Below are 15313 nucleotides of genomic sequence, written 5' to 3'. Positions count from 1 at the left end.
TTTAAAATTTTATGTTTTTTACATCAATATGAGCTTTCTCAAAATCTTCATGTTTTCCAACATCTAACCAATATCCTGAAAACGGAAACGAAATTACTTTCTTTTTATTTCTTATCAGCTCCTCCATTAAATCCGTGGCATTAAAAAAAACATTTTCAGGAATAAACTTTAGCATTTCTTTTTTAATTAAATAAATACCGCCATTTGAATAATAAGTATAAATTGGTTTTTCTTTAAAACTTTTCACAACACCATTCTCGGTTTCTAAAACTGCATATGGCACATTTACCTGATATGGAATTGTTAGTACTGCCAAATCTGCATCTTCTTTTATAAACTCAAGAAAAAATTGTTCATAATCAATATTTGTAAGCAAATCTGAATTTGTTACCAAAACATAATCATGTTCAAAATTTTTTATCTGAGATACAGCTCCAATTGTTCCAAGAGGTTCATTTTCCCAAACGTATTCAATTTTAACATTTTTATCTTTTCCATCTCCAAAATGATCTTCAATTTTTTCTCCTAAATATTTAACTGAAACCCAAAAATCATCAATTCCAAATAAGGCTAATCTATCTAAATTGTGTTCCATGATGGCTTTACCTCCTACTTTTAAAAGCGGTTTAGGAAGAGAATCTGTTAAAGGCTGTAAACGTTGACCTCTGCCACCAGCCATTATCACTGCATCAATAGGAAGATAAGATCTTATTTTTCTAAAATTTATAACATTAACTACCTTATGATTTTCATCTACTATAGGTACAACTCTAAAGTCACCTTCACGATATTCGATAATTTGCTTAAGATTGTTTTCTCCTTTTTTAATGTATCTTGGATTCGTTTGAATAATTTCATCAACATTACTTTCTATCGAAAATCCTTTAAGCAGACCACGTCTAACATCACCATCAGTTAACGCTCCAATTAGTCTCTCTTCTTTGTCAACTACAAAAAGAATAGCATCTGGAGATAATTCATTAAATTTTAGTAGTGCCTGCTTAACTTTACTACCAGAAAGAATTAAGTGTTCTTTATATATTCTCATGAAATATTTTTACTATTTTAATAATGTTATCTGCAGCCTTATCTTTAAAATATACATTTTCGCCTTCAAATTTTCCTTTATTCATTGCTATGTTAACGGCAGAAATAATTGATTCTTCTTTAAAATCACTATTCAAAATATTATCACTTTGAACTCTTCCTTTTTGTCTGTCCCCAACATTCACAACATATTTGCCAAATGATGCGGCTTCCAAAATTCCACTGGAAGTATTTCCTAATAAAATTTTAGCGTAATACATTGCAGAGAAGTAATTTTGTTTTCCAAAGTTTTCAATTAATAAGAAACGATCCGGAATTTCTTTTTTCAATTCTTGAATTACTTCTCTATAAACAGAGCCTTGTGTATCTGCATTAGGCATTGTAATAATTACAAATGTTTCTTTGCAAATAGATAGCAATGCTTTTTTCATCTCAGTAGCAAAATGAACATTTTCTTTAATCGAAATTGTTTCTGGATGAAACGTAACTAAAATAAATTCCTTTTCTGGAATTGCATATTTTTTATAAAATTCATTTTTATCTATTGGGCGAAAATCTTTAATATCATTTAAACTTAAAGAACCAACGGAGTAAACTTCTTTTGATGAACCAATTAAATTAATAACTTTTTCTTTAAAAACATCGGTCGCAGTAAAATGGAGAGATGATGCTAAAGTAATTTGATGCCTATATATATTATCTATGGCACCTAATGTAGTTTCTCCTCCATGAAAATGGGCAAATCTTATTCCAAAAACTATTCCCGCTTGAACAGCAGCACTCATTTCAAAACGATCTCCAAGACAAAAAACCAAATCATATTTATTCTGATCCCAAAAATCTGCAAACTTTAAAATAGTAAGACCGTAAGATGTTACAATAGATTGTTCATCATCGTTTGATATTAATGCTGAAATAGTATGAACACATTTATATTTATCTGCTTCTATTTCGTTTAAAGTATATCCATGAGTTTTGGATAAATGAGTTCCAAAAGCAATAATTTCTAATTCAAAAAAAGGATCGTCTTTTATTTTTTGAAGGAAGGGGAGATATATTCCATAGTCAGCCCTTGAACTAGTTAATATTCCTATTTTCATTTTATATCTAAAAATGATAATTTGTCAAATTCATTTTTATTAGTGGTTAATTTTTTCCCAATAACATTTTCCCATTCCATAGGGGAAATTCCATCCCCAGGTCGCAATGTAATAATATCGTCATCAGTAATAATATGACCTTCTTTTAAATCTTTACTAATAAAAATACTCTTCCTCGCAATTGCTATATTTTTTGTTTCACTTTTACTTGCAATTTTTTCCCCGTCTCCACTTATAGCTAATTCTATATTACGAATTCCTTTAACCATTTCTTTTAATTCATGCGGTTCTAATGAAGCCACATGATCAGGACCTGGCAAAGTTTTATCTAAGGTAAAATGTTTCTCTATAATTTTTGCTCCCATAGCTACTGCCGCAATAGGCACTTCTATGCCTAATGTATGATCTGAATAGCCAATCGGCACCCCAAAATTTTTTCCAATAGTTAACATCGCTTTAAGATTAACATCTTCCATTGGAGTAGGATATTCTGTATTACAATGAAGTATTGAAATTTTTTCTTTTTTTAATCCAAATTTCACTAATACATCTAAAGCTTGCTTGATTTCTATTTCAGAACACATACCAGTAGATAAAATAACAGGTTTACCACATAAAGCAACTGCTTTTAAATAAGGGTAATTAGTGATCTCTCCGCTTGGAATTTTAAAAAAATTAAGTCCTAATTTATTTAGATAGTTAATTCCTTCAACATCAAATGCGGTAGAGAAAAAATTAATGTTTTTTTCTCTACAATATGACATTAATTCTAAATGATTTTCGTGACTTAATTCTAAATTTTTTAACATGGTATATTGAGAGTCATCACCATCGTTAATATTAACACTTTGATATTCTGCTTTTTTTGCTGATTTACTAACCAAACTGTCAGCTTTAAATGTCTGAAATTTGACATAGTCTACACCAGCATCAACAGCCGCATCTATTAATTTTTTTGCAATATTAATATCTCCGTTATGATTTACACCAGCCTCAGCTATAATAATTACTTTACTCATATTTAGATTATTCTACCTGGATTCCCTACTATTTTTTTGCCGTCAGGTATATTCGAAATAACTACAGTGCCTGCTCCTATTATCACATCGTTTCCAATTACGACACCTTGTTTTATTACTGCATTTGCACCAATGAATGTATTTCTGCCAACATTTACATTTCCCGCTAAAACAGCACCCGGAGCTATATGCACTCCATCTTCTAAAATGCATTCATGTTCAATAATACACCCCGTATTCAAGATTACATTTTTTCCTATTTGAGCTAGAGCATTAACTACAACTCTTTTGTTGATAAAACTTCCATTATCAACAATAGCACTCTTTGAAATCAGCGCTGAATCGTTAATAACTGTTTGAACTCTCTTTCCTTTACTTTCAATAAAACCTGCTACATTTTGTCTTAAATTATTATCTCCAATACCTATTACAAATGCAATGTTTTTATCAAAATCAATAAAATTTTGATTTTTTTCAAACCCTAAGTAAGGTAAATTAAAAGGATCATTATCGTTTTTTTCTTTTTCGAAATATCCAATTACCTCATAACCATTCTCTAAAAGAGTTTCTAGTACTACATAAGCATGACCAGAGTATCCTATAAGAATGATTTTTTTATCTGACACTGCTTGGTATATTTACAATGCGCTCCTCCAAGAATTCAGCATTAATTTGTTCGTCCCTTTGACAATTTTTATACATTGGTAAACGATACATTAACTGCCAAATTGGTCTTGTCATTACACCTTTTACATTTGTTTCTTCTAAAAACAAATCTCTTTCATTTTTATTTGCCAACTCTATGCACATTAACCAATAATTCGCTTTAGTCTCAGGTGTTTCCGTTCTGAATTTGATACCTGATGACTGAAAAAAAGATTCATATTCTTTAGCTAATATCCTTTTATTTTCCAAAAAAGTATTTAATTGTTCTAATTGGGCACAAGCTAATGCTGCATTTAAATTTGGCATCCTAAAATTATAACCCATTTCATCATGCACATATTCATAAGGGTGAGGAATTTTGGCTGTTGTAGTTAGATATTTTCCTTTTTCACCTAATTTAAAATCATTTGTAACTATTGCGCCGCCGCCGCCACTGGTAACTATTTTATTTCCATTAAAAGAAAACGCTCCTAGTTTACCAAAACTACCTGTTGGTTTTCCTTTGTATTCACTTCCTAATGATTCTGCAGCATCTTCTACTACTGGAATTTTCCAATCATTACAAACAGCAATTAGTTCATCTAGGTGAACAGGAAACCCAAAAGTATGCATTGGCAGACATGCACTAATTTTTTTTTGAGTCTTTTTATTGTAACAACCATCCTCTCGTAATTCTCCAAACTCTTCTAAAAAAGTGGAGACAGCCTTCGGAGACAGTCCCATAGTATCCAAATCAACATCTAAAAAAACTGGTGTTGCATTCTGATATGCAATAGCATTTGCAGTAGCTACGAAAGTTAAAGCTTGTGTTAATACTTCATCTCCACTTTTGACCCCAATTAAACGGAGAGCTACCTGAATTGCTGCTGTACCATTTACAACTGCGACAGCTTTTTGTGTTTGAGTAATGTTTTGCATTGTTACTTCAAATTGATCAACATATGCACCAACAGAGGAAACAAAAGTAGAATCTATAGTCTCTATTAAATATTTTTTTTCATTACCCCCAAAATGAGGAACGTGGAGAGGTATGAAATTTTCTGTTTTATATTGCTCTTTTATAAAAGAAATTGTCGAATTAATAGCACTCATATTACATTTTTGAATCTAAATATTTACCTGTTTCTTTATGTCCAAAATTTGGGATCATGGCATGAAACATACTGACAATTTCTTCCTTCCCCCATCTTTTATCAGTTTTCATCCTTTTTATTTGAGCAGTAAAATTTTCCAATTTTAGATCATCAAAAATGGCCTCATTTTTAATAACTCCAAAATTTTCAAAACGATCCATATCCAAAGTTTCACTATCGGTAAAAAATTCTTCAAAATCTTTTTCTCCAGTAGTATCACTTTCCGTAAATAAACAGGGCCATTTTTTTTGTTTAATTAAATCTTCTACATTTTCTCTTGCCTCTATTTCTGTTTTACACAAATGAGGCTTGTAGCCTATTTCATCCAAATATTTTACAGCAATATCAGCAAAAGAAATTAAATGAAGACTTTCACTTAACTTTGGAAAAAATACATCTCTATTTTCTCCAAAAATGCATGACATTAAACAAAGCTCCCCTGATTCTTTAGGTGTAACAAAATATCTTTTAATATCATTTGGAGCGACAATTGGCTGTTTTTTTAAGATACGTTGATTAAAACCATGTAATAATGATCCATCTGAAAAAGCAACATTCGCAAAACGAGCTGTTGAAATTTTAATTTGTTGACTTTTACGCATCAGGTACATTTCCATGATTCTCTTAGAAGCCCCCATCATGTTTACAGGATTAGCTGCTTTATCTGTTGAAACACAAAAATACTTTTTAGTGCCATTTTCGATTGATTGCTGTAACGTTTTTTCAGTATTAAACACATTTACATCTATCATTCTCATTAATGTAAAAGGATCTTTTTCACTTCTAACATGTTTTAGTGCGGATAGATTTAATACATAATCATATTTCCCATCAGATTGAATGAAAGCATCATATTCTACAGATCCAATATCCAAGGCAAAAGTTTGAAAATCGCCATCTATATAACCAAATGAACTTCTTAAATCTCTAACCAGCTCAACCATATTGTTTTCACTTATATCAACAACATGTAATTTCAGAGGGTTCCTTTGAAAAATTTCTTTTGTTACAGCTTGTCCTATTGAACCAGCACCTCCAATAATTAAAAAACTAGATTTACTGATGATTTTCTTCAAATCTTCTTCAAAATGCTTTATATCATTCTTAAAAATCTCACTCTTTCTTCCAATTAAATTAAGAATATCCATTATAATATTTTAAATTATTGTTTTTTAAATATTGTTTTTTAAATTATTTACAATTTTTTTTACGAGCAAAAACATTATCATAAGGAAACCTGCTAAAAAACCTCCCAATATGATTCCTTTAACTTTTCCAAACCTCTCTTTTGCTAAAGGTAAAATTGGCCTGTCAATAATTTGAATTAAAGGAGTTTCTCTTCTTAAAGTAACTTTTGCCATTTCACTTTGCTTAACAAGTTCTGTCAAAATTGCTGTATTAGCCTGAACATCAACCTGTCGTCTGGCAGAAGGCGCTCTTCGAACATTTAATGCTGGATTTAAATTAAATGTATTGTCTGTTGCGACTGCAACTCCTGTAATTGCTCCATTTAATTCACCACGAATAGAATCTGTTTGTCTTTCCAGGATATCCATATTTATTCTGGCTTTTTTACTTTTAGTATCAACGTAAAATTCGCCAACTTCTTTTGCTAAACTTTCGCAAAAATATTTAGCAAATAATTCATTAGTTGAAGAAACTTCCATTGTAACAATAGAAATCTTTTTATCCTTTTGATCAACAATTAATCCTTTAGATATATTTTCATAAATTGAACCTAAGATACTATCATGCAGTCTATTAAATCCTACTCGTTTTCCAGGTAAAAATTTAATGTTTTTCAACTTTTCACTTTTATTCCATGATTCTCTCCATTCATTATTTTCGATATACATCTCTGCTAAAGAAATAACTTTCCCATTTAAATTAACCGGAGATAGCAGTGTTTTTTCAATCATGGATCTTGATTTAAAGAGCTCAGTTAAATTGGCCCCAGAAAACATTCCTCCACCATTTCCTCCTAAATCTAAACCTAAAGTACTCGCTAGACCTATTGCTCCACCTAGGCCTCCCCCACTTTTTTCATCTTCCAATGCAAAAGAAAGTGAAGCTGTATATTTAGGCTTTTTCATTATGGAATAAGTGACTCCCAGGAAAGCTCCAACTATACCTGCTAATACAATTATTTTCCATTGTGAAAACAAGTAATTATACCATTGTCCTACTTTTAATATTAAATCTCTTAACGATATTTCGTCACTTTTAATATCTGTTCTATCCATTATTATAATCTATTTAAAAGCTGTAACAATTAGTAATGCTAAACTGGTAATGACGCTTCCTATGCTAACCCATTCCCCTGTACTCATTTTCTTTGTTTCAGGTTTTTCAGGAACAACAATTTGTGAATCAGGCTCAACGGAAGGATATGAACGAAAGAATAAAAATGATTTTGTAACATCAGCTTTTCCATTAGGATATATTATATAAGCTTTTCTTTTCCAGCCTTTATTGTTCACTCCTCCTACCGCATTTATATAATATTTAAATCCTTTTCCTCTTCTATACGGAATTTCTGATGTTAATAACACATTTCCTGCTACCTTTACCCCTTCATTATAAACCGCAACTTCAATTTCATCGCCTGGAAATAAAGTAACGTTTGAATAATGATTTTTATTTTTTTCGATTTTTTCCCAATTAATAGGAATAGTAGCGAATTTTTTATCTACTAATTTCTCTTTTAAAGAATCGTTCTTAGATAAATTTAGATCAATATCTTCTAACTTCTCTATCTCCTCTTTTTTAATAGGTCTTTTTATCTTCATTCCTTCAATGTTTGAAATAGAAGTTAAACCTCCGGCTCTCATAACTATATCATAAACCTTTTCTTTTTTGTTTGCTAAAACATATTTACCCGGATAAGTTACTGCTCCTGAAATAGTCACCATCTGAGGTTTTTCGTAAACTGCTATTCTACGAATATTAATAACATCGAAAGGTTTTAAAATAAAATTTTTAGCTTGTTCATTATTATCTGACAAAATTTCAAGCTGGATCAATTCAATTCGTTTTGGATCACTATCATTGATAACGTCTGATTTAACCATTCTTGCAACTTCTACTCGTTTAGACGCAGATCCTGTCAAACCGCCTACTTGAACTATTAAATCATTTAATGTTAGATTTTCTACATATTCATAAACTCCAGGTTTTTTAATCTCGCCATCAATAGTGACCTTATATTCTTCTCTAAAATCTAAAATAGAATAAACTGTAACTATATCTTCTCTTTTTAGTTCAATATCTGCATTGACATCTCCTGTTAATGCAGCGCTTAAATCGATATTTACAATCTCAGTAGTTAAGTCTGATTTTAAACGGATTACTCTTGCTCTCTTACTGTAGGCATCTTCTTTCAGCCCTTCAGCTCTAGCAACTAGATCAGAAATTCTCATTCCTTCGGTAAAAGAGTAATAATCTGGTCTAAAAACTGCTCCTTCAATTTTAATACGATTCTCAAATCTGTTTAAAATTTTTGTAATTCTAAAAACGTCTCCTGATTGTGGAATATAAGTATTAAAATCACTTTCATTAATATCCTGAACTTTAAATTCTTTTCCTGTTTTCTGCACAACACTAACAGATGCCGTATATGCCAACTCATTAAATCCAGATGCAAAATTTAATAAATCAGAAAAAGTTTCTCCCTTTTTCATCTCAAAAATCCCTGGACGTTTAACTTCACCCTCAACTTTAACTCTTTGATTATATGCAGGAATTCGTACAACATCATTGTCTTTTAAATTAACATTATCAGACTGGTCGCCTTTTACTAAGAATCTATAAATATCAATATTTCTAAATACTTTATTATTTCTAATAAGTTCGATATTTCTATAACTTCCATTTTTGCCTGGTCCTCCTGCTAAATGAAGAGCGTTATATACAGTTGCTAAAGACGATATAGAGTAATTTCCTGGCTGTTTTCCTCCAACTACAGTTATTTTAATAGTTCGTATCTGGCCAAGAGTAACACTAACTTGGGATTGTCCTGAACGTACTGTACTATATACATTAGAAATTGCTGATTTAATTTTTTGAGTAGCCGCTTCAATTGGCATTCCTGCTACTGAAATTTGCCCTACATATTGTATGCTTATTTTACCTTCAGCACTAACAGGAATACTAGCATTATATTCTTGAACCCCATATATACTAATTTGAAGTTCGTCTCCAGGGCCTAATATATAATTAAGAGGAGTTGCTAATTTCAAATTAGGTTCAAAATTTAAATTTGGATTATCAAAAAGTTCCGAACCAAAAATTATAGCGTTTGCCGAATCTTTGACTTTATTATTAATTATCTTTTCCTGATTTCTCCCTGATTCAACTTTATTTGCATTATTACTTGTTGAACCACTTGACATGTTATTAAGCTTACTTTTGAGTTTGTCAAATTCTTCCTGGCTCATACCTTTAGATAAGGCCATAGGTTCAACCTGTTCAATAGTCATATTATTACTCTTTAATTGTCCACTAATTTCAGCTAGTTGATCCTGAGATAAATAATCAACTTTTATTGTACTTAAATCTTTGGACTTTAATATATCTTGAGCATGAGCATTGAAAGATATTATTGAAACTAATAATAAAATAAGAACGTATACTCTATTTTTCATATATTTAAAATTTGACCTTAGGTCTTGGATAAATAAAATTATTGCTTTTTTTTAAGAATATTGTTTTTGATAGTAATCTTTATAAGAACCCGATGTCACATTTTGAAGCCAATCTTCATTGCTTAAATACCAATTAATAGTTTTCTCTAAGCCTTCCTCAAAGGTAACAGATGGTTTCCAGCCTAAATCCCTATTAATTTTTGTAGCATCAATTGCATATCTCAAATCGTGACCAGGTCTGTCCTTAACATAAGTGATTAATTCCTGTGAAGAGCCTATTGTTCTACCTAACTTTTTATCCATTAGATTACATAAAAGTTTAACTAAATCAATATTTTTCCATTCATTAAAACCACCAATGTTATAAGTTTCGTGATTTTTACCTGCATGAAAAACCAGATCAATTGCAATTGCATGATCTTCTACAAATAACCAGTCACGAGTATAATTTCCATCACCATAAACTGGCAAAGGCTTATTGTTAATAATATTATTTATAAAAAGAGGAATCAATTTTTCAGGAAAATGATAAGAACCATAGTTATTTGAACAATTTGTTAAAACGTATGGTAATCCGTATGTCTCTCCATATGCTCTAACAAAGTGATCAGAACTAGCTTTTGAAGCAGAATAAGGCGAATTTGGGTCATAAGCAGTAGATTCAGTAAAAAGGCCTTCAGTTCCAAGAGATCCATAAACTTCATCAGTGCTGATATGGTAAAATCTCTTTCCTTCAAAATTAACTTTCCATTGATTCTTTGCTGCATTTAAGAGGTTCATTGTTCCAATTACGTTTGTTTTCACAAAAGCTAAAGGGTCTTCAATAGAACGATCAACATGTGATTCTGCAGCTAAATGTAAAATACCATCAAAATTATGCTTTGAAAAAAGATCATTAATAAAATTTTCATCTACAATATCTCCTTTTACAAAAGTATAATTTGATTTATCTTCAATATCTTTTATGTTTTCAAGATTTCCTGCATAAGTCAAAGCATCCAAATTAAAAATTTGATAATCCGGGTATTTATTCACGAATCGTCTTACTACATGAGAACCTATGAAACCAGCCCCACCAGTTATAAGAATTTTTTTCATTTTGAATTAATTTAAGAGATCTGAATTTTGTTTTTCTAATTCACTGTATATATCCTTTACATCCTGCGAGCTTTCCTTTTGTAAAATTAGATTCGCAGTATTCGTATGTACAAATATAGTATTTTGCAACCCTAAAAAAGTTGTATGCTTGTCACATCCAATAACCATATTACCATTTTTATCTACAGGGTGTCCTTTTGTTATTAAATATTCATAAACAGACTCAAATGATCCTAAATCTGACCATGAAAATGCGGCCGGTACAACTTTAATTTTTTTACTGCGCTCCATTACAGCATAGTCAATACTAATTGATGGAATCTCTAAAGACAAATCTAAATCAAGAAAACCTTCTTTATGAGCTTCCCACACTGCTTTAGACTTTTCATAAACATCTGGCTGAAATTGTTTTAATTCATCTAATAGTACACCTGCTTTAAAACAGAACATTCCGCTATTCCATAAAAAATTACCTCTTGCTATAAATTCTTTTGCAGTAGTCTCATTAGGTTTTTCTCTAAATGATATTACTTTATCTCCTTTTGATTCAATATAACCATAGCCAGTTTCTGGCTTAGTTGGAATAATTCCAAACGTAACAATAAAACCATCTTTAGCTTTCAAAACTGCTTCTTTAATGGCATTATTGTAATCATCCATCTTGTCTATAATGTGATCTGATGGCGTTATAATTAAGATATCGTCTGGATCTGAAGCAAACGCAGCAAAAGCAATTGCTGCCGCTGTATTCCTTGGAGTAGCCTCAACAATATTTACATAATCAGTTTTAGTTTTATCCATAACTTTTCCACTCAAATGATGATTATCTACATTTCCAACCACCATTACTTTATCTGCCAAGTGACTATTACGATCAACCGTCATCTCAAATAAAGATTTATTTTCAAAAATTTCCAAATATTGCTTTGGTTGACTTTTACGAGAAAGAGGCCACAATCTGCTTCCTACTCCACCTGTCAAAATTACATGTATAATTGAATTACTTTTTTCCATTTTTTTTAATTAAACAAGATTTTAAAGTACTAAAGTCTATTATCTGCTAGTGCCCCTAAAACTCCTTTTACATCATATAATAAACTGCTTTCTTTTTGTAGTTCAGAAAAATTCAATTTTAAAAATTCATTATGCGCTACTCCTAAAACTATAGCATCAAATTTTTCTGTTGGCAAAGAATTTTTAGTATCTAATTTATATTCCTTTTTTACCTCTTCGATACTAGCTAAAGGATCAAATATTGTAACTACTATCCCGTACTCTTTTAGAGCCCTAATTACATCTACTATTTTTGTATTTCTAACATCTGGACAGTTTTCTTTAAAAGTAATTCCTAACATTAAAAGGTGTGCACCATTAACCGAAACACCTTTTTTTATCATTAGCTTTACAACTTGTGAAGCAACATATTCGCCCATACTGTCATTTAAACGTCGTCCTGCTAAAATTATTTCAGGATGATATCCAAATTCCTGTGCTCGCTGAGCTAAATAATAAGGATCTACTCCAATGCAATGACCTCCTACTAGACCTGGTTTAAATGGTAAAAAATTCCATTTCGTACCAGCGGCCTTCAAAACTTCCTGAGTATCAATATTCATTAAATTGAATATCTTAGCTAGCTCATTAACAAAAGCTATATTGATATCACGTTGAGAATTTTCTATAACTTTTGCTGCTTCAGCTACTTTTATTGAAGGTGCTAAGTGTGTTCCAGCAATAATAACCGATTTATATAATGAATCTACTTTTAAGCCTATTTCTGGAGTTGAACCAGAAGTTACCTTTAAAATTTTCTCTACCGTATGTTCTTTATCTCCCGGATTTATTCTTTCTGGAGAATAACCCACAAAAAAATCTTCATTAAATTTAAGTCCTGAAATTTTTTCTAAAACCGGAACACACTGTTCTTCTGTAACACCAGGATAAACTGTTGATTCATAAATTACAATATCGCCTTTTTTTAATACTTTTCCGATAGATTCACTTGACTTATACAATGGTGTAAGATCTGGACGATTATTTTTATCTACTGGCGTTGGCACTGTAATTATAAAATAATTGCATTGTTCAATATCATCAAGAGAACTTGTGCAATACAACCCAATTTTACTATCAGCATTATTGACTAATACTTTTTGCAAAGTACTAGAATCTATCTCCAGTGTAGTATCTATACCAGAGTTCAAACTTTCAATTCTCGATTTGTTTATATCAAAACCTACAACAGCATATTTTGTCGCAAATAATCTGGCTAAAGGTAAGCCAACATAACCTAACCCTATAACAGCTATCTTTATGTTTTTTTCCAATTTCAGTCCTTATTTATAAGTTTTTCAGTCATTAAAATTCACGGCTTCGCCCTTCTGAGTCACAAAAAACGAGACCAGACTACGCAAAATTATTTTCGGCAAATATAACATAAAAGTCAATTTATACACTATAGTTTTTTGTAATACTTTAGTAAAACAAAGAATTACAGCCATTTCAAACACTAATATCCTAATAATCAATATTGTAATAAAATATTTACAAAAAAAATAAACAGAAAATAAAACTCATAAAATGAAATTTTATTTTCTGTTTATTTAAGTAAGACATTAAAAAAATCTAATCCAGACGAAATAGAATAATTTAATTTTATTTGTATTTAATTTTCAATACACATCCTAAAGATTCAAGAACTAAAATATAATGTGTGTTTGAAACTTCTTGGACAATTGCATTTTGATTATTAAAAGCCCCTGATTCTAATTTTATTTTATCCCCCACATGAAATGGCAAAACAGAAGCATCCGCAATATTGGGAGATTTTAGGCTGTTTTTAATTATATTTATTTCTTCATCACGGACAACTGCCGGCTTTCCTAACCAAAATAAATACCTCACAACACCTGCAATCTCAAACACAGAATTTCTTTCACTATCTGATAATTGCACAAAAACATAAGAATTAAAAAGCGGCATTTCAACCTTTTTTTTTCTATCTGACCATTGCTTTATTTTAATTATTAATGGGCAATAGCACTCTATTCCTATTTCAGTAAGTCGCTCAGCAACTTTTTTTTCCCATTTCGGTTTTGTATAAATCACATACCAATTCATAATTTCTATTTTTATTGAAAACAAACCTTAACCAACCGCTTCTCTTCTCTCTTCATGTTAAAATCTTATCTCAATAGAATATTCCATTAAGAACCTATTCCTTTATAAACAAATCCAATTGATTCTAACTTTTTAGCATCCAGAATATTTCTTCCATCAAAAACAAATGCAGGCTTATGCATTGATTCATATATTTTTTGCCAATCATAAGTTGTAAATTCATCCCATTCGGTTAATACTGCTATAGCGTGTGACCCTTTACAAGCATCATAAGCATCCTCAAATATTGTTAACGAATTAATATTTTCATCAGAAGTTCTGGTTCCTAAATAATCTAAATCGCTTAACATTTTATTTCTTGATACTTTCGGGTCATATACAGAAATCTTTGCCTGTTCATTTATTAAATCATCTGCTACATAAATTGCCGCAGATTCACGTGTATCATTTGTATCTTTTTTGAAAGCCCAGCCTAAAAAAGTAATTTTTTTATCGGCAACAGTATTATATAAAGTCTGAACTATTTTATTTGAAAATCTTCTTTTTTGATGATCGTTCATAATTATAACCTGCTCCCAATAATCTGCCACTTCATTTAATCCATAAGTTTTAGCAATATAAACCAGATTTAAGATATCTTTCTGAAAACAAGATCCTCCGAAACCAACAGATGCTTTTAAAAACTTAGGCCCAATTCTGCTATCCATTCCAATTGCTTTTGCAACTTCATTTACATCTGCTCCAGTTTTTTCACATAATTCAGACATTGCATTGATAGATGAAATACGTTGTGCTAAAAATGCATTAGCTGTTAATTTAGACAATTCTGATGACCAAACATTTGTCGTTAGGATTTTATCTCTATTAACCCAATTTGCATAAACATTTACCAAAGCATTAATTGCAGTCTCTCCTTCGTGAGTTGTATCTCCACCAATTAAAATTCGGTCTGGATTTAATAGATCTGTAACTGCCGTTCCTTCAGCTAAAAATTCAGGATTTGATAAAATTTGAAACTGTACACCGTTACCAGTATTATCTAATATGCTTTTTATAGCTTCCGCAGTTCGAACTGGTAAAGTAGATTTCTCGACTACAATTTTATTTTGTTTCGCAACTTTTGCAATTTGTCTGGCACATAACTCAATATATTTTAAATCAGCTGCCATACCTTTCCCTTTACCATACGTTTTGGTTGGGGTATTAACTGAAATAAAGATTATTTGCGCTTCGTCAATTGCTTTTTCTACTTCTGTTGAAAAAAACAAATTTCTTCCTCTGGCTTCTGCTACAATTTCTGCAAGTCCTGGCTCATAAATAGGAATATTATCAGTATTTGGATCATTCCAATCCTTAATTCTTTGTTCATTCAAATCTACAACTGTAACTTGAATATGTGGACATTTTTGTGCAATTACGGCCATAGTAGGGCCTCCAACATAACCAGCTCCAATGCAGCAAATTTTTGTAATTTCCATTTACTATAA

Annotated in this window: 13 protein-coding genes; all 13 read right to left on the bottom strand. The window is 30.8% G+C overall.

What is annotated here, in order from left to right:
• Position 1: 1 nt before the first annotated feature.
• Entirely contained in the window at positions 2–1048 is a 1047-nt protein-coding gene (locus J2Y38_RS13385; RefSeq protein ID WP_309843335.1) for a nucleotidyltransferase family protein, read from the bottom strand.
• Positions 1035–2147, bottom strand: coding sequence for a UDP-N-acetylglucosamine 2-epimerase (gene neuC, locus J2Y38_RS13380; protein ID WP_309843333.1), 1113 nt, complete (start codon positions 2145–2147; stop codon positions 1035–1037). Before neuC ends, J2Y38_RS13385 begins: the two co-directional genes overlap by 14 nt.
• Positions 2144–3166 (bottom strand): N-acetylneuraminate synthase, encoded by a 1023-nt coding sequence (neuB, locus tag J2Y38_RS13375; RefSeq protein WP_309843331.1) that lies wholly within the window; start codon positions 3164–3166, stop codon positions 2144–2146. The genes neuC and neuB overlap by 4 nt, the downstream gene beginning before the upstream one ends.
• A gap of 2 nt (positions 3167–3168) precedes the next feature.
• Entirely contained in the window at positions 3169–3792 is a 624-nt protein-coding gene (locus J2Y38_RS13370; protein ID WP_309843329.1) for an acetyltransferase, read from the bottom strand.
• The gene (locus J2Y38_RS13365) at positions 3782–4924 is read right to left on the bottom strand and encodes a LegC family aminotransferase (RefSeq protein WP_309843326.1); all 1143 of its coding nucleotides are present in this window, start codon (positions 4922–4924) and stop codon (positions 3782–3784) included. Before J2Y38_RS13365 ends, J2Y38_RS13370 begins: the two co-directional genes overlap by 11 nt.
• A gap of 1 nt (position 4925) precedes the next feature.
• Positions 4926–6113, bottom strand: coding sequence for a UDP-N-acetylglucosamine 4,6-dehydratase (locus J2Y38_RS13360; RefSeq protein WP_309843324.1), 1188 nt, complete (start codon positions 6111–6113; stop codon positions 4926–4928).
• Positions 6114–6137: 24 nt separating this feature from the next.
• Positions 6138–7208, bottom strand: coding sequence for a Wzz/FepE/Etk N-terminal domain-containing protein (locus tag J2Y38_RS13355; protein ID WP_309843322.1), 1071 nt, complete (start codon positions 7206–7208; stop codon positions 6138–6140).
• Between the two features lie 9 nt (positions 7209–7217).
• On the bottom strand, positions 7218–9608 hold the full coding sequence (locus J2Y38_RS13350; protein ID WP_309843319.1) for an SLBB domain-containing protein: 2391 nt from the start codon (positions 9606–9608) through the stop codon (positions 7218–7220).
• 51 nt (positions 9609–9659) lie between these two features.
• Positions 9660–10706, bottom strand: a complete 1047-nt coding sequence (gene rfbB, locus J2Y38_RS13345) for a dTDP-glucose 4,6-dehydratase (RefSeq protein WP_309843316.1) — start codon at positions 10704–10706, stop codon at positions 9660–9662.
• A gap of 6 nt (positions 10707–10712) precedes the next feature.
• Positions 10713–11720 (bottom strand): mannose-1-phosphate guanylyltransferase, encoded by a 1008-nt coding sequence (locus J2Y38_RS13340; protein WP_309843314.1) that lies wholly within the window; start codon positions 11718–11720, stop codon positions 10713–10715.
• 29 nt (positions 11721–11749) lie between these two features.
• Positions 11750–13033 (bottom strand): nucleotide sugar dehydrogenase, encoded by a 1284-nt coding sequence (locus J2Y38_RS13335; RefSeq protein ID WP_309843312.1) that lies wholly within the window; start codon positions 13031–13033, stop codon positions 11750–11752.
• 328 nt (positions 13034–13361) lie between these two features.
• The gene (locus tag J2Y38_RS13330) at positions 13362–13826 is read right to left on the bottom strand and encodes a UpxY family transcription antiterminator (RefSeq protein WP_309843309.1); all 465 of its coding nucleotides are present in this window, start codon (positions 13824–13826) and stop codon (positions 13362–13364) included.
• Positions 13827–13912: 86 nt separating this feature from the next.
• Positions 13913–15304, bottom strand: a complete 1392-nt coding sequence (locus J2Y38_RS13325) for a UDP-glucose 6-dehydrogenase (protein ID WP_309843306.1) — start codon at positions 15302–15304, stop codon at positions 13913–13915.
• Between the last annotated feature and the right edge of the window lie 9 nt (positions 15305–15313).

The sequence above is a fragment of the Flavobacterium sp. 2755 genome, assembly GCF_031455715.1.
Classification (GTDB): domain Bacteria; phylum Bacteroidota; class Bacteroidia; order Flavobacteriales; family Flavobacteriaceae; genus Flavobacterium.
Note: the sequence above shows the minus strand (reverse complement) of the source record. Positions and strands in the feature narration are given on the sequence as shown.